The sequence below is a fragment of the Mycobacterium bulgaricum genome (genome assembly GCF_041287165.2).
Classification (GTDB): domain Bacteria; phylum Actinomycetota; class Actinomycetes; order Mycobacteriales; family Mycobacteriaceae; genus Mycobacterium; species Mycobacterium bulgaricum.
Map to the genome: position 1 here is coordinate 309,589 of NZ_JBGGKV020000001.1, position 15,227 is coordinate 324,815.

The following is a 15,227-nucleotide window of genomic DNA, read 5'->3' on the forward strand; positions in this document are numbered from 1 at the left end:
TCACTTGCGCGGAGGTCGGAGCACTTTCATGGCGACCTGCATGATCGGCGACGGGAGGCGGTCCTTCATCGACAGAGCCGAGGCGCCCATCTGCGTCCGTATCGGTGTGCCGCGGCCGAAGTTCCGGTTGATCGGACCACCGGTCGGTTCCAGGTCGACGTGCAGCGGCGGCTTGCCGTCGGCCGCGCCGAGCGCATTCGAGATGACCATCCGCTGGATCTCGCTGGTGCCCTCGAAGATGGTGTACAGCTTGGCATCTCGATACCACTTCTCGACGGGGTGGTCCTTGACGTACCCGTAGCCACCCATGGTCTGGACGGCGCGCTCGGTGGCCTTCACGGCGAGCTCGCTGGCCGCCAGCTTCGACATCGACCCCTCGCCCCGTTCGAACGGCACCCCGGTCGCGGCCATCCAGGAGGCCCGCCAGGTGAGCAGCCGCGCGGCGTCCAGGCCCGTGGCGATGTCGGCGAGCGGGAACGCGATGCCCTGGTTGTCGATGATGGGCGCGCCGAACGCCTCCCGGCGGTTGGCGTACTCGGTCACGTATTCCAAAGCTGCCCTGGCGATTCCGAGAGCCTGCGCGGCGACCATCGGGCGTGTCTGTTCGAACGTACCGAGCGTCGCCGATCCCGAATGCTTACCGCCCTCCACCGCTTCGCGAGCGCGGGCCAATTTGTGGTCGAGTTTTTCCTGCCCGCCGAGAAGGTGGTCGGCCGGGACCCGGACACCGTTGAATTTCAATTCGGCGGTGTGCGAGGCCCGGCAGCCGAGCTTATCGAGCTTGCGCACCATGTCCAGGCCGGGCGTGCCACCGGGTACGACGAAGAGCGCCTGCCCCTTGTGCCCGAGTTCCTGGTCGACGACCGCGTTGACGACGTGCACGTTGGCGATGCCGCCGTTGCCGATCCACATCTTGTGTCCGTCGATGATCCAGTCATCACCGTCGCGGCGCGCCGTGGTCCGCAGATTGCGGACATCGCTGCCGCCCTCCGGTTCCGAGATCGCCAGCGCGGCGAGCTTGAGATCGCCGGGGGTGCCGAAGCATTCCGGCGCCCACTGCAGCATCTGCTCCGGGGACGCCGCCTGACCGATCGCCGACAACGCCAGGGCCGGCATCACGACTGCCAGGCCGATGCCCGCACAGCCCCAGAACAGCTCTTCCATGAACATCGGCAGCGACAGACCGGAGGGGTCTCCGATCAGATCCCGGTAGAACAGTGGACTGTAAAACCCTCTCGACGCCGCCTCTTCCAGGACCGGCCACGGGAACTCCTGGCGTTGGTCGTAATCCGCGGCGACGGGACGGACAACCTCTTCGGCGAACTCGTGCGCGCGCCGTGCGAGGTCGTGCTGGGCTGCGGTCGGGGTGATGTTGAAGGTCATGAGGAACTCCCGGGTTGAGTGCACACGTGTTCACTGGTACCCAGTTCGTCCCTGGGGGAACCCGGCTCCGTCCACCCGCTCGGCCACCGCGTGATCGCCAGGGTCGGGGGACGCGCGCAGCCCGGTTACGACGCCGTCGCGATTGCGTTCGGGCTGGTTCTGCGACATCTTCGTCTTGCCCTCGACCGAGGTGATCCGCAGCTCCACCCCGACGATTCCCTTCAGCTGGCCGGCGAGGAAGGGCTCGGGTGCGTCGGAGACCTGCCACGGATCGGCGCGATTCTGCTCGTGGTGTGCGGTGAGCCGGGTGACGAGGCCGCGCACCCAGCCAGAGTCGTCATGGGCCACCAACTCACCGTGGACGGTCAGGACGTCGTAATTCCAGGTCGGCACCACCTTTCCCGTCTCCGCCTTGGTGGCGTAGAACGACGGCGAGATGTAAGCCTGCGGCCCGGCGAAGATGGCGACCGTCGCCCCGCCGGCAGCCTTCCAGTGCGGGTTCGCCCGGGCCACATGCCCGATCAGCGAGTGCCGGTGCGAGTCGTACAACAGGGGCAGGGGTGTCACCAGCAAGCCGTCGCCGGTGTGGGTGACCAGGTGGGCGAACCCGCCTCGGTGCAGCGCGACGCTGATCTGCGCATCGGAGAGCGCGAACTTCGGCGGGATGTACATGGTTCACCAAGGTTAGGACGGAGCCTCCCGCGTCGGGGCGTCGTCGGTTTCGGTCTTGGGCGCCGCGGTGACCCACTCCGGTGGCGCTTTGAGGCCGGCCAGGGCGAGGCTGCTCAACCCCATCAGGACCATGGTGAGGATCAGGAAGTTGGTATAGCCGTCGAAGTGGTCCGAGGTGGCGCCCGCCGCGAGCGGACCGAAGGCCGTGCCCAGGGACAGGGCCGCCACCAGGCCGCCGAACAGCCCACCGAAATTCCTCAGCCCGAAGTAGCGCGACGCGAGGTAGGCGATCACGTCCACCTCGGCGCCGAGGGTGAGACCGAACAGCGCCGCGGCGACCGTCTGGCTGATCGGGCTGTCGCCGTCGATCAACAACGCCGCACACCCGAGGATCGGCACCAGGTAGGCACACGCCCCGACCACCCGCCCGGGGAAGCGATCCAGCAGAAGGCCGACGCCGAGCCTGCCCAAGATGGAGAAGATTCCGACAAGCGCCGCCGTCCCCGCCGCCGCGACCGGACCCGCGCCTGCGTCGCGCAGGATCGGCACCAGATGCACGACGATGCCGAGGGTGGTGAATGCGAACAGCCCGGCGGCGATCAGCAGTTTGTAGAACGTCACCGACCTCAGGCCTTCGGCCAGTGTCAGACCGGGAAGCTCGACGGCCGGGAGCTGGGGTGTGCCGGCATCCAGCAGAGGTGCCGCGCTCGTCCTGTCGTCCTGCGCGCCGCGGAAGAAGAGCCATACGGCCACCAGGACGAACCCGCCCCACAACGCTGCCAGGCCGAAAAATGCTCCGCGCCAACCCCATTGGCCGATGAACATGGTGGCCAGAGGCGGGAAGACCGCCGCGGCCAGCGAACCGCCGGACAGGGTCACCGCGAATGCCAGACCGCGCGACGTCTCGAACCGGCTCGCGACCGCCGATGTCCAGACCGTCGTCTGAACCCAGAACGAGGCGAAAGCCAGGACCGCCCAGAGCAGCAGCCAGTTCGACATCGACCCGGTGGCCGTTCCCATCAGTGCGAAGGCCAGCGCCATCAGCAGCACACCGACGAGCCCCACCCTGCGCGGACCGAGCCGATCGACCATGAGGCCGATCGGGAGCGCCGCGACGGCCGCGGCCATCCCGACGATGGTCAGGCCTACCGACGTCTCGGCGCGGCTCCAGCCGAACTCCTCCTGCAGCGGAGCCATGAACGCGCCGAGGCAATAGACGTGGATGACGCCCATCGAGTAGCCGAGCCCGGCCGCCACGGGCACGGGGCCGTAGCGCCGCCATTCCGCCGCCGTCGTGCTGTCGAACCGCGCCACCGAACCCCCTGTGCTGAGCGAGTGCTCAGGAGTCTAGCCAGCTCTGGCCTCGGTGATCCGGCGTTGTGCCTCGCCGACAGAGATGCGCAGGCGCCGGGCGAGCACTTCGGCCCACGGTGCCCCGGCGAACTCGACGGGCGGGGGACCGGCGACCATCTGGCCCAGCAATCGCCGCTGCAGCACGGACAGTTGCTTCGTCACGGTGTCCAGTCGGACGAGCAGTGCGCGTTGATCGGCCGGCTGCAGTGACTGGAAGGGCAGCGAGGCCAGCGCCCGGTGAGCGTGGTCCACGGCGTCCAGCGCGGACATCACTTCTTTCTTCGAACTCATGTTCGACAGCGTAGGCAGGGGGTCCGACAGGCGTGGATACGCTGGCGTCATGGCCAGAAAGTTCGCGACCGCCGACGCGGTCACCCTGCCCGAACTGCTCGACTTCGTCCGCCCGCGGCACCGCATGGTGCTCACGACGTTCCGGGCCGGCGAATCGCTACAGAGTTCACCGGTCACGGGGGGCCTCGATGCCGACGGCCGCATCGTCGTGGCGACCTATCCTCAGCGGGCCAAGACGGCCAACATCCGCCGCCGACCCCGCGCGAGCGTCATGGTCCTGTCGGACGAGTTCGACGGACCTTATGTCCAGGTCGACGGGCATGCCGAAGTCGTCGACCTCCCCGAGGCCGTGGAGCCGCTCGTCGAGTACTTCAGGTCCGTCGCGGGCGAGCACCCCGACTGGGAGGAGTACCGCAAGGCCATGATCGATCAGCGCAAGTGCCTGATCAGGGTCACTCCACAGCGGTGGGGACCGGTCGCGACCGGCGGTTTTCCGCCAAGGTGAGCAGCCCGCGCAGCGGGGCTGGACGGAAGGCCGGACAGGACTTGCGTGCGCGACTGTGGTAGTCAGAGCTAGCGGACGGATTGCGTCAGCTAGCACGTCAAACTATAGTCTGGACACATGTCCAGGAGGGTTCGGATTTCTTGCTCCACACAATTCGGCCAGCTCAGGGCCGCTCTCCGGGATTTGTGAGCTGACTATGCGCATCGCGTTGCTGTCGTACCGAAGCAAGACCCACTGCGGTGGTCAAGGCGTCTACGTCCGGCATTTGAGCCGCGGGCTTGTCGAACTCGGGCACGACGTCGAGGTCTTCTCCGGTCAGCCCTACCCCGAGATTCTGGATCCCCGGGTGCGCCTGACGGAGGTGCCAAGTCTCGACCTCTACCGCGAGCCGGACCCGTTCCGCATCCCGCGGCCCAGTGAGATCAAGACGAGCATCGATCTGGAAGAACTCCTGACGACCTGGACGGCGGGCTTCCCGGAGCCCAAGACGTTCAGCATGCGGGCCGCGCGTTTACTCGCAGCCCGCCGCGGCGAGTTCGACGTCGTCCACGACAACCAGTGCCTCGGCAGCGGCCTGCTGGAGATCGCAGCGTCGGGGATGCCGGTGGTGGCCACGGTGCACCACCCGATCACCCGTGACCGGGTGCTCGAGGTCGCCGCGGCCAAATGGTGGCGCAAACCTCTGGTGCGGCGGTGGTACGGGTTTGCCGAGATGCAGAAGGACGTCGCGCGCCAGATTCCCGAGCTGGTGACCGTGTCGTCGACATCGGCCGCCGACATCGCCGACGATTTCGGAGTCAGTCCCGACCAGCTGCACGTCGTGCCGCTCGGCGTCGACACCCAGTTGTTCGAGCCGTCGCAGCCGCGGGTGCGCAACCGCATCATCGCGATCGCCAGCGCCGACGTACCGCTCAAGGGTGTGAGCCATCTGTTGCACGCTGTCGCGCGACTGCGTGTCGAGCGTGACCTCGAACTGCAACTCGTGGCCAAGCTCGAGCCCAATGGGCCGACCGAGAAACTGATCGCCGAGCTCGGCATCTCCGACATCGTGCACAGCTCGAGCGGCCTGTCGGACTCCGAGTTGGCCGAGCTTTTGTCGTCGGCTGAAGTCGCTTGCATCCCTTCGCTTTACGAAGGATTCTCGCTGCCCGCGGTGGAAGCCATGGCCAGCGGCACCCCGATCGTGGCGAGCCGAGCCGGCGCGCTTCCGGAGGTCGTCGGATCCGACGGCGAGTGTGCCCGACTGGTCAAGCCGGCCGATGTGGCAGAGCTGACCGCCGTCCTGGGCGAATTGCTGGACTCGCCAAGGGAATTACGCAGATTGGGCGACAACGGCAGGCGCCGTGCGCTCGAAGTGTTCAGTTGGGAATCTGTCGCCGCGCAGACCGTCGCGGTGTACGAGAGGGCCTGTGAGAGGGTCGCGACATGCTGACCGTGGACTACGACCTGCTCGGCGTCGGCGCCGGGACGAAGGTGATCGACGTCGGGTGCGGCGCCGGTCGCCATACGTTCGAGGCGTTCCGGCGCGGTGCCGATGTCATCGGATTCGACCAGAGCGTCTCGGATCTCAACGACGTCGACGAGATCCTGCAGGCGATGAAGGAACAGGGCGAGGTGCCCGCATCGGCCAAAGGTGAGGCCGTCAAGGGCGATGCCCTCGACCTCCCGTACGCCGACGGCACCTTCGACTGCGTCATCGCCTCAGAGATCCTGGAGCACGTTCCCGCCGACGACAAGGCGATCTCGGAGCTCGTCCGCGTGCTCAAACCCGGTGGTTCGCTGGCCATCACCGTGCCCCGCTGGCTGCCCGAGAAGATCTGCTGGGTGCTCTCTGACGAATACCACGCTAACGAGGGCGGCCACATCCGCATCTACCGCGCCGACGAACTGCGCGACAAGGTGCTCGCGCACGGTCTGACCCTGACCCACACCCACCATGCCCATGCTCTGCACTCGCCGTACTGGTGGCTCAAATGTGCTGTGGGAACGGAGAAGAACAGCCACCCGGCGGTGACCGCGTATCACAAGCTGCTGGTGTGGGACATGATGAGCCGGCCGTGGCTGACGCGCACCGCCGAAGCTGCGCTCAACCCGCTGATCGGCAAGAGCGTCGCGCTCTATTTCAGAAAGCCGCCTGCTGCCGATGCCTGACATTCCCGGCGTGCCGGGCGTGTTCACGCCGGCGCAATGCCGGCAGACAGCCGAATCCATTGCCGCGACGCAAGAGTCGAGCGGCGCGATTCCGTGGTCGGTGGGCGGTCACACAGATCCGTGGGACCACGTCGAGAGCGCCATGGCGCTGACCGCGGCGGGTCTTCTCGAACCCGCCCGTGCCGCGTTCGAATGGTCGCGCGCCACGCAGCGTCCCGACGGCACCTGGCCCATCCAGCTCCGTGACGGGGTTGTCGAGGACGCCAACAGCGACACCAACTTCTGCGCCTACATCGCGACCGGCGTCTGGCACCACGTGCTCGTCACCGGTGATCGCCAGTTCGCGCTGACGATGTGGCCGGTGGTGGCCAGGGCCATCGACTTCGTTCTCGAACTACAGTCCAGCACAGGCGAAATCGCATGGGCGCGCGGTGCGGGCGGCGACGCCGACGAGGCGTTGCTGACGGGATGCGCGAGCATTCACCACAGCATCCGGTGCGCCCTGGCGCTGGCCGACCTCGTCGACGATCCGCGGCCCGAGTGGGAGGTCGCGGTGGGCAGGCTCGGACATGCGATCGCCCACCACCCCGACGCGTTCGTCACCAAGGACCGCTGGGCGATGGAGTGGTACTACCCGATTCTGGGCGGGGCGCTGCGCGGGTCGCAAGCGCACGCACGCATCGACGAGCGCTGGGACGACTTCGTCGTTCCCGGCCTGGGAATCCGGTGCGTCGACGACCGTCCATGGGTCACCGGGGCCGAAACCTGCGAGCTGGTCATGGCTTTGGATGCGCTGGGCCAGCGGGCCCGGGCCCATGAGCAGTTCGCGGCGATGCACCACCTGCGCGAGGAGGACGGGTCGTACTGGACCGGCCTGGTCTACGACGACGGCAAGCGCTGGCCCGTCGAGCGAACGACGTGGACGGGCGGAGCTGTGATCCTGGCTGCCGACGCATTGTCGGGAACCACCCCGGGAAGCGGCATCTTCCGCGGCGCGGAGTTGCCGAGAGGCCTTGAGGGCGACTACGACTGCGAGTGCGCGACCAGCGATCGCTAGAGCTCGCCCGCCCGGCCCGACACACGCTCGAGGACGCGCATGGAACCCGTCGCGAGGACTTCTCGGAACGCGCCGGTGTCCAGCGCGCGCCGGTAGATCAGGTACGGGGCCTGACCCCCGTCGGCAGGATCGGGGAAGACGTCGTGGATCACCAGCGCGCCGCCGACATCCACCCAGCGGGCCCAGCCGTCGAAGTCGCGGTTGGCCGCCTCCTCGGTGTGGCCACCGTCGATGAACAAGAGCCGCAACGGAGTTCGCCATCCCCGGGCCACTACCGGCGAACGTCCGACGATGGCGACGACGTGATCGTCGAGCTGCGCGGCGTCCAGAGTGTGGCGCATGGTGGGCAGGGTGTCGAACAGTCCGGTCACCGGATCGACCATCGACGAATCGTGGTACTCCCACCCGGCCTGATGCTCCTCGGAGCCGTGATGGTGATCGACGGTGTAGACCAGGCCGCCGGTCTGCTGGGCGGCGGCGCCGAGCATGACCGTCGACTTGCCGCAGTAGGTCCCGATCTCGACGCCCACGCCGTCGGCGAGGTAGCGCACGGCGGTGTCGTACAGGGTGCGCCCCTCGTCGACGGGCATGAAACCGGTCACCCGCTCGGCGAGTTCGAACAGGGTCGCGGCCGCCGGCGGAAGCGCAGTCTGGGTGTCGTCCATCGCGCCCAACTTACCGTTGCTGGGCCGTCACGGACCCTAGTGGTTCCCCAACAGGTGTAGTAGCGTCCGGACATGTGTCCGATCCGACCCTGGAGTCGACTCGGCGGCGACTGACGGCCCGGCAGGCCGACACCGTGGACCGGCTCGGCCGCGCGGCTCTCGACCTGCTCAGACGGGACGGCTTCGCGGGCCTCACGGTGCGGCGGGTGGCCGCGGAGGCCGGTGTCGGAGCCGCCACCGCCTACACGTACTTCTCGTCGAAGGAGCACCTGGTCGCCGAGGTCTTCTGGCGGCGACTGACGGCCTCGCCGTGTGTCGAGCACGAGTCGGGCGATCAGGCGACCCGGGTGACAGAGGTGCTCGCGCACATCTCTCTTCTCGTCGCCGACGAGCCCGAATTCGCCGGTGCGGTGACCACCGCCCTGCTGGGCAGGGACCCCGACGTCGAGGTGTTGCGTCAGCGCATCGGACGCGACATCCGCGACCGGCTGTCCAAGGCGCTCGGACCCGACACCGATCCCGGGGTCATCGACGCGCTCGAGATGCTCTATTCGGGTGCCCTCGTCCGCGCGGGCATGGGCTACTCGTCCTATCAGGAGATCGCGGCCAAGCTGGAGAAGGCGGCGCGGTTGATGCTCGGCTGAGGCCGTCAGTGAGGACCGAGCAGGGCGGTCGCGGCGGTGACCGCCGGCTCGGCGATGCCGTGGATGTCGCGGCCGTCTTCGACGAAAAGTGCTGTCAGCTCGCGTAATCCGCCGAGCAGGATCAGCGCGATCGAGGGTGCGATCGGGTCGAGCCCGGCGCGACGGAAGCCGTCACTGCTGGTCAGCGCGACAAGCATGTCGGTGAGGTCGCGCATGACCCGGCGGTGCAGGGGGCGTGCCACCGCGCCCAGAGCCGGCGCCTCGCGGATCCAGCACAGCGTGATCGCCGGCCGGGCACCGATGTGGTCGACGTAGGCCCCCACGGCCTGACGAATCTGAGCCTGCCAGTCGGCGTCGGCGTCCACGGTGGCGTTGATGCTGGCGATCAGGTCGGCGTTGTTCCTGCGCAACAGCTCGATCAGGCACGCCTCCTTGCTGGCGAACTGTTCGTAGAAAGTCCGCTTGGAGGTTCTGGCCTGCCGCACGACGTCGGCGACGGTGGTCTCGCGGTAACCGCGGTCAGCGATCGAGGAGGCAAGGCCGTCGAGCAGGCGGTCAGCCGTCGTGGAGGCCGAAACCGCCGTCTGAGCCGTCGTCATCGAAACCTTTTCCCAACCCTTGCGTCCCGCTGGTACCAACCGGTACCGTACCCGACATGACAGCGGTACACAGCAGTACCAAACAGTCGGAGGTCCGGCTGCCACCCGCGCCGCGCATTCCGCGAGCGCTGCAGGCGATCGGCTTCTCGGTGTCGCGCAAGTGGACCGTCAACCAGATCGCGCGACGGCACGGAGACATCTTCGCGATGAGGCTGCCCGTCTTCGGCCGGACCATCATGGTCGCCGACCCGGCGCTGGCCAAGCAGTTGTTCATGGCGAACACCGACGACGTCGGCAACATCCAACCGAACCTGTCGCGCGTTCTGGGCCCCGGTTCGGTGTTCGCACTCGACGGGACCGACCACCGCCGTAGGCGCAAGCTCCTGACGCCACCGTTCCACGGCAAGAGCATCAAGAACTACGAGCGGATCTTCGAAGAGGAGACGCTGCGCGAGACGGCGAGCTGGCCCGAGGGCCGGCCCTTCGAAACTCTCGAACCGATGATGCGGATCACGCTCAATTCGATCCTGCGGGCGGTGTTCGGCGCCGACGGTGCGCATCTCGATGAGCTCCGGCGGATCATCCCGCCGTGGGTGACCCTCGGGTCGCGGTTGGCGGTGCTGCCCACGCCGCAACGGACCTACGGCCGCTTCAGCCCGTGGGGCCGGTTGGCGACCTACCGGCGCCGCTACGACGAAGTGATCGGCCGGCTCATCGATTCCGTCCAGGCCGACCCGAACTTCGAAAATCGCGACGACGTCCTGGCACTGCTGCTGCGCAGCACCTACGAAGACGGGTCGACGATGTCGCGGCAGGACATCGGCGACGAACTCCTCACCCTGCTGGCCGCGGGCCACGAAACCACCGGCGCGACATTGGGCTGGGCGTTCGAGCGGATCAGCCGGCACCCCGAGGTGCTGGCGGAGCTGGTGGCCGAAGCCGACACCGACGGCAACGAATACCGGCAGGCAACCATCCTGGAGATCCAGCGGTCCCGCACCGTCATCGACTTCGCGGGCCGCCACGTGTACGCGCCCACCTTCGAGCTCGGCGATTGGGTTATCCCGCAGGGCTATTCGATCGTCGTCGCGATCAATCAGGTGCATCAGCGGGTGGAGGAGTTCGCCGATCCCGAGCGTTTCGACCCGCAGCGCTTCGTCGGTCAGCGCCCCACCAACTTCTCGCACATCCCGTTCGGCGGCGGCACCCGCCGCTGCGTCGGCGCGGCGTTCGCCAACGTGGAAATGGATGTGGTGCTGCGAACGGTGCTGCGGCACTTCACAATCGAAACGACCACCGCGCCGGGGGAGAAGATGCACTCCCGAGGAGTGGCCTACACCCCCGCCGACGGCGGTCGTGTCATCATGCGCCGGCGGCCCACGGCGGAGCCGTGAATCAGACTCCAGCGCGCTTCGGCAGCTTCCATCCCGCGCGCGGGAAGTGGCACGTGTACCCGCTGGGGTAGCGCTCCAGGTAATCCTGGTGCTCGGGCTCGGCCTCCCAGAAGTCCGGTGCCGGACTGACTTCGGTGACGACCTTGCCGGGCCACAGCCCCGAGGCGTCGACGTCGGCGATGGTGTCCAGCGCCACCTGACGCTGTTCGTCGTCGACGTAGAAGATCTCCGAGCGGTAGCTGGTCCCGACGTCGTTGCCCTGCCGGTTCTTCGTCGTCGGATCGTGGATCTGGAAGAAGAACTCCAGCAGCGCCCGGTAGTCGGTCTTCGCCGGGTCGTAGACGATCTCGATCGCCTCGGCGTGGCCGGGGTGGTTGCGGTAGGTCGGGTGGTCGTTCTGACCGCCGGTGTAACCCACCCGGGTGGACACGACACCGGGCTGCTTGCGGATCAGATCCTGCATGCCCCAGAAGCATCCGCCTGCCAGGACCGCTCGCTTGTAGTCGCTCACGCTTGCTCCTCATCGGTGGCTTTGTCAGAAGCACTGAACAACCCACGGTACTGGCCGTAGCCCTGGGCCTCGAGGTCGTCGAGGTGGACGAAGCGCAGCGCGGCGGAGTTGATGCAGTAACGCAGTCCGCCCTGATCGCGTGGACCGTCTGTGAAGACGTGGCCGAGGTGGCTGTCCCCGTGTGACGACCGCACCTCGGTACGGATCATCAGATGCGAGAAGTCGCGCTTCTCCAGCACGTTCTCAGCCTCGATCGGGCGGGTGAAGCTGGGCCACCCCGAACCGCTCTCGAACTTGTCGACCGAGGCGAACAACGGCTCACCCGAGACGACGTCCACGTAGATGCCCGGCTCGTGATTGTCCCAGTACTCGCCGGTGAAGGGCCGCTCGGTGCCGTTCTCCTGAGTGACGCGGTACTGCTCGGGAGACAGGGCGTTCACAGCGGCGGGATTCTTGTTGTAAAGCGCAGTCATAGCGCTCGTATAACCCCGCGGAGCGGGCGTTTAATCCGCAGGCCACCCCGCCGCCGCTAGGCTTTTCGGCATGCGGGTCTGCGCCGTCGTGATCGCTGTCATCGTCGCACTCGTCACGGGTGCCGTTCCGGCCTCCGCCCAGGGGCCCGACCCGATGCCGATACCCGAGACACCGCCGGGCGGCCCGGTGTCGGTGTTCCTCGACGATCCCGCGATCGTGAACGCCTACCCGACACGTCCACAGGCGTGGAGCCGCCTTCCCGGCGATACCGGGGTGCGCCTGCACTTCACGATCGGGACGCCGGAGTGCTACGGCGTGACGGCGACGGTGTCGGAGACCGCCGAGCAGGTCATCGTCGATCTGCGCACCGGCACTCTGCCCGCTGCCGTCGACCGGGCGTGCATCATGATCGCGCTGTCGGGTGGCCTGGATGTGCCGCTGAACAACCCGCTTGGAGATCGTCAGGTTCTCAGCGCGACCTGACCCACGGCCGGCCCGCCCTCGACAACGCACGGTAGAACGTGTTCTATTTTGTGCTGTGACGGGCAACACTTTCACGCGCGACGAGCTGGCCGAGGCGTTCGCCGAATTCGAGAAGACAGTTGATCGCGCGGCCCGGACCCGCGACTGGGATCCCTGGGTTGACCAGTACAGCGACGACATTCTCTATATCGAGCACGCCGCAGGGACGATGCGCGGGCGCGACGAGGTGCGCCCCTGGATCTGGCGGACCATGGAGACGTTCCCCGGCAGCTACATGACGTCGTTCCCGTCGCTGTGGAGCGTCATCGACGAGGACACCGGGCGCATCATCTGCGAGCTCGACAACCCGATGCGCGACCCCGGAGACGGCACGATCATCAGCGCCACCAACATCTCGATCGTCACCTACGCCGGCGACGGAAAGTGGCGCCGGCAGGAGGACATCTACAACCCGCTGCGGTTCGTCTCGGCAACCGTGAAGTGGTGCAGGAAAGCCAGCGAGCTCGGAACCCTGCCCGACGAGGCCGCCGAATGGATGACCAAGTACGGGCCCCAGCGATGACGGATTCATCTCCCGTCGCTCCGCTCGCCCCGGTTCTCGTCATCGGCGCCAACGGCTACCTCGGCAGCCACGTCACCCGCCAACTCGTCTCCGAGGGGCGAGACGTGCGGGTGATGGTGCGCAAAGGTGCCAACACGATCGGCATCGACGACCTGGAGGTCACGCGGTACCTCGGCGACATCTGGGACGACGACGTCCTCCGGGAGGCGATGACCGGCTGCGAGGTCGTCTACTACTGCGTCGTCGACACCCGCGGATGGCTGCGCGACCCGGCGCCGCTGTTCCGCACCAACGTCGAGGGCACCCGCAACGTCCTCGACATCGCGGTCGAGCCCGAAGTGGCCACCGGCTTGAAGAAGTTCGTGTTCACCAGCAGCTACGTCACCGTCGGGCGTCAGCGCGGACGGGTGGCCACCGAGGCCGACGTCATCGTCGATCGCGGGCTCACACCGTACGTCCGATCGCGTGTTCAGGCGGAGAACCTGGTGTTGCAGTACGCACGCGACCGCGGCCTGCCCGCAGTCGCGATGTGTGTCTCGACGACCTACGGCGGCCGGGACTGGGGCCGCACCCCGCACGGCGCGATCATCGCGGGCGCGGCGTTCGGCAAGCTGCCGTTCGTGATGAGCGGTATCGAACTCGAAGCCGTGGGCATCGAGGATGCGGCCCGTGCGCTGATCCTCGCAGCGGAGAAAGGCCGGGCGGGGGAGCGCTACCTGATCTCGGAGCGGATGATCTCCAACGCCGAGGTGGTCCGAATCGCGGCCGAAGCAGCCGGAGTTCCGGCGCCGACGAAGAAGATCCCGCTCGCGCTGTCCTACGCGATGGCCGGCCTGGGGAGCGCCAAGGCAAGACTCACAGGCACCGACGAACGGCTGTCGCTGGGCTCGCTGCGCCTGATGCGTGCCGAAGCACCCGTGGACTGCGAGAAGGCCAAGCGCGAACTCGGTTGGCAGCCAAGACCCGTCGAGGAATCCATCCGCGACGCCGCGCAATTCTGGGTCGGGCTACGCGGCGCCAAGAAGGCCCGCACGAGCTAGCGTCGCCGGGCTCGTCCTGACCGCAGTTCGACCGCTACGCCTGCGGCTAGGCTCGACGGGTGCTCACTCGATCGCCTGTCAACGGCCACGTGTCCCACTGGTTCGACGGATTGCCGATCAGCCGCGGACCGCTACCGGGCAGCCGCGACGCCGACGTCTGCATCGTCGGCGCGGGCTACACCGGTCTGTGGACGGCGTACTACCTCAAGCGGGCCGACCCGTCGCTGCGCATCGTGGTGCTCGAAGCGCGCTTCGCCGGGTACGGGGCCTCCGGCCGCAACGGCGGTTGGCTCTCCGGGCTGGTTCCCGGCGACCGTGAGCGCATGGCACGTCAGTACGGCCGCGACGGCGTGGTGGCCTGGCAGCAGGCACTCAACGACGCCGTCGACGAAGTGATCGACGTGGCCGCGACGGAAGGCATCGACGCGGGCATCGTCAAGGGTGGCACGCTGGAGGTCGCACGCAACGCCGCCCAGGCCAAGCGGCTCGCCTCAGCCATGCAGGCCGAGCGCGCGTGGCAGGTCGACGGCGTCGAGTGGCTCACCAAAGACGCTGCGTCACAGCGTATTCAGCTCGACGGTATGGTGGCGGCCTATTACAATCCGCACTGCGCGCGTATACAGCCGGCACAGCTGGCCCGCGGCTTGGCCGACGCCGTCGACCGTCTGGGCGTCGTCATCTACGAACGCACCCCGGTCACCGAGATCGCGGCAGGCATGGCGAGGACGCCGTGGGGCACCGTGAGCGCCCCCGTGGTGCTGCGGGCCACCGAGGGTTTCACCGCGACCCTGCCGGGCCTCAAGCGCCGGTGGTTGCCGATGAACAGCTCGATGATCGCGACAGAGCCTCTCCCCGTTGAGGTCTGGGACCGCATCGGCTGGGAGGGCCGGGAAACCCTGGGCGACACCGCACACGGCTTCTTCTACGCGCAGCGCACCGTCGACAACCGCATCGCGATCGGCGGGCGCAGCGTGCCCTACCGTTACGGCTCACGCATCGACCGGGACGGCCGGGTGCCGGGCCGCACCATCAAGAACCTGACCGCCACCTTGCACAGCATCCTGCCGCAGGTGTCCGGCGTGCCGATCGCACACGGATGGTGCGGGGTGCTCGCCGTGCCGCGTGACTGGGAGGCGACCGTCGACTTCGATCAGGCGACCGGGCTCGGCTGGGCCGGCGGATACGTCGGACACGGTGTGACCGCGACCAACCTCGCGGGACGCACCCTGACCGATCTGGTGCTCAAGCGCGAGTCCGACCTGACCCGGTTGCCCTGGGTGGGCCACGAATCGAAGACCTGGGAACCCGAACCGCTGCGCTGGATCGGCGTCCGGGGGATGTACCTGGCCTACAAGGCTGCGGACTGGCACGAGGCACGCGGGACGAAGAGGACCTCGCCGATCGCCGTCATCGCGGACAAGATCGCAGGCCGTCCGCACTAGG

18 protein-coding genes are annotated in these 15,227 nt (G+C 67.7%); 10 read left to right on the forward strand and 8 right to left on the reverse strand.

All coding sequences use genetic code 11. From position 1 onward, the window contains the following. From ACAG24_RS01540 to ACAG24_RS01555, 4 genes are read right to left on the reverse strand one after another with little or no spacing between them, the layout of a single operon-like run. Complete coding sequence (locus ACAG24_RS01540) at positions 1 to 1,383, reverse strand: acyl-CoA dehydrogenase family protein (protein WP_370470939.1); 1,383 nt, start codon at positions 1,381 to 1,383, stop codon at positions 1 to 3. Positions 1,384 to 1,413: 30 nt separating this feature from the next. After that, on the reverse strand, positions 1,414 to 2,055 hold the full coding sequence (locus tag ACAG24_RS01545; protein ID WP_370470940.1) for an FMN-binding negative transcriptional regulator: 642 nt from the start codon (positions 2,053 to 2,055) through the stop codon (positions 1,414 to 1,416). 12 nt (positions 2,056 to 2,067) lie between these two features. Then, the gene (locus ACAG24_RS01550; RefSeq protein WP_370470941.1) at positions 2,068 to 3,369 is read right to left on the reverse strand and encodes an MFS transporter; all 1,302 of its coding nucleotides are present in this window, start codon (positions 3,367 to 3,369) and stop codon (positions 2,068 to 2,070) included. A 33-nt stretch (positions 3,370 to 3,402) separates the two neighbouring features. After that, positions 3,403 to 3,699: a DUF222 domain-containing protein gene (locus ACAG24_RS01555; protein ID WP_370470942.1), complete on the reverse strand. Its 297-nt coding sequence runs from the start codon at positions 3,697 to 3,699 to the stop codon at positions 3,403 to 3,405. A 49-nt stretch (positions 3,700 to 3,748) separates the two neighbouring features. Between ACAG24_RS01555 and ACAG24_RS01560 the strand changes: the two genes are divergently transcribed. From ACAG24_RS01560 to mmpH, 4 genes are all read left to right on the forward strand, one after another. Beyond that, positions 3,749 to 4,204 (forward strand): PPOX class F420-dependent oxidoreductase, encoded by a 456-nt coding sequence (locus ACAG24_RS01560; protein ID WP_370470943.1) that lies wholly within the window; start codon positions 3,749 to 3,751, stop codon positions 4,202 to 4,204. A gap of 196 nt (positions 4,205 to 4,400) precedes the next feature. Continuing rightward, positions 4,401 to 5,636 (forward strand): MMP alpha-(1->4)-mannosyltransferase, encoded by a 1,236-nt coding sequence (gene manT, locus ACAG24_RS01565; protein WP_370470944.1) that lies wholly within the window; start codon positions 4,401 to 4,403, stop codon positions 5,634 to 5,636. Beyond that, positions 5,630 to 6,355 carry a class I SAM-dependent methyltransferase gene (locus ACAG24_RS01570; RefSeq protein WP_370470945.1) on the forward strand — a complete coding sequence of 242 codons (726 nt, stop codon included), beginning with the start codon at positions 5,630 to 5,632 and terminating at the stop codon, positions 6,353 to 6,355. Before manT ends, ACAG24_RS01570 begins: the two co-directional genes overlap by 7 nt. After that, on the forward strand, positions 6,348 to 7,412 hold the full coding sequence (gene mmpH / locus ACAG24_RS01575) for an MMP endo-(1,4)-3-O-methyl-alpha-D-mannosidase (RefSeq protein ID WP_370470946.1): 1,065 nt from the start codon (positions 6,348 to 6,350) through the stop codon (positions 7,410 to 7,412). The genes ACAG24_RS01570 and mmpH overlap by 8 nt, the downstream gene beginning before the upstream one ends. Here the strand turns inward: mmpH and ACAG24_RS01580 are convergent. Beyond that, positions 7,409 to 8,077, reverse strand: a complete 669-nt coding sequence (locus tag ACAG24_RS01580; RefSeq protein WP_370470947.1) for a class I SAM-dependent methyltransferase — start codon at positions 8,075 to 8,077, stop codon at positions 7,409 to 7,411. The two genes, mmpH and ACAG24_RS01580, sit on opposite strands and share 4 nt — an antisense overlap. Before the next feature lie 74 nt (positions 8,078 to 8,151). Here ACAG24_RS01580 and ACAG24_RS01585 point away from each other — a divergent pair, with 74 nt between their 5' ends. After that, entirely contained in the window at positions 8,152 to 8,721 is a 570-nt protein-coding gene (locus tag ACAG24_RS01585; RefSeq protein WP_370470948.1) for a TetR/AcrR family transcriptional regulator, read from the forward strand. Positions 8,722 to 8,726: 5 nt separating this feature from the next. On the opposite strand, the gene ACAG24_RS01590 is transcribed toward ACAG24_RS01585, so the two are convergent. Beyond that, on the reverse strand, positions 8,727 to 9,320 hold the full coding sequence (locus tag ACAG24_RS01590) for a TetR/AcrR family transcriptional regulator (RefSeq protein WP_370470949.1): 594 nt from the start codon (positions 9,318 to 9,320) through the stop codon (positions 8,727 to 8,729). A 56-nt stretch (positions 9,321 to 9,376) separates the two neighbouring features. Between ACAG24_RS01590 and ACAG24_RS01595 the strand changes: the two genes are divergently transcribed. Beyond that, positions 9,377 to 10,714, forward strand: coding sequence for a cytochrome P450 (locus ACAG24_RS01595; protein ID WP_370470950.1), 1,338 nt, complete (start codon positions 9,377 to 9,379; stop codon positions 10,712 to 10,714). A 1-nt stretch (position 10,715) separates the two neighbouring features. Here ACAG24_RS01595 and msrA read toward each other — a convergent pair whose 3' ends face one another. Next, complete coding sequence (gene msrA / locus ACAG24_RS01600) at positions 10,716 to 11,225, reverse strand: peptide-methionine (S)-S-oxide reductase MsrA (protein WP_370470951.1); 510 nt, start codon at positions 11,223 to 11,225, stop codon at positions 10,716 to 10,718. Further along, complete coding sequence (msrB, locus tag ACAG24_RS01605) at positions 11,222 to 11,698, reverse strand: peptide-methionine (R)-S-oxide reductase MsrB (RefSeq protein WP_370470952.1); 477 nt, start codon at positions 11,696 to 11,698, stop codon at positions 11,222 to 11,224. The genes msrA and msrB overlap by 4 nt, the downstream gene beginning before the upstream one ends. Before the next feature lie 70 nt (positions 11,699 to 11,768). On the opposite strand from msrB, the gene ACAG24_RS01610 reads away from it, so the two are divergent. The 4 genes from ACAG24_RS01610 to ACAG24_RS01625 are packed head-to-tail and all read left to right on the forward strand — an operon-like array spanning position 11,769 to position 15,226. Next, a complete protein-coding gene (locus ACAG24_RS01610) occupies positions 11,769 to 12,182 on the forward strand; it encodes a hypothetical protein (RefSeq protein ID WP_370470953.1) in 414 nt (137 codons plus the stop codon). Positions 12,183 to 12,237: 55 nt separating this feature from the next. Next, a complete protein-coding gene (locus ACAG24_RS01615; RefSeq protein WP_370470954.1) occupies positions 12,238 to 12,744 on the forward strand; it encodes a nuclear transport factor 2 family protein in 507 nt (168 codons plus the stop codon). Continuing rightward, the gene (locus ACAG24_RS01620) at positions 12,741 to 13,784 is read left to right on the forward strand and encodes an NAD-dependent epimerase/dehydratase family protein (protein WP_370470955.1); all 1,044 of its coding nucleotides are present in this window, start codon (positions 12,741 to 12,743) and stop codon (positions 13,782 to 13,784) included. The genes ACAG24_RS01615 and ACAG24_RS01620 overlap by 4 nt, the downstream gene beginning before the upstream one ends. Positions 13,785 to 13,843: 59 nt before the next feature. Beyond that, positions 13,844 to 15,226, forward strand: coding sequence for an NAD(P)/FAD-dependent oxidoreductase (locus ACAG24_RS01625; protein ID WP_370470956.1), 1,383 nt, complete (start codon positions 13,844 to 13,846; stop codon positions 15,224 to 15,226). The last annotated feature ends 1 nt before the right edge of the window (position 15,227 follow it).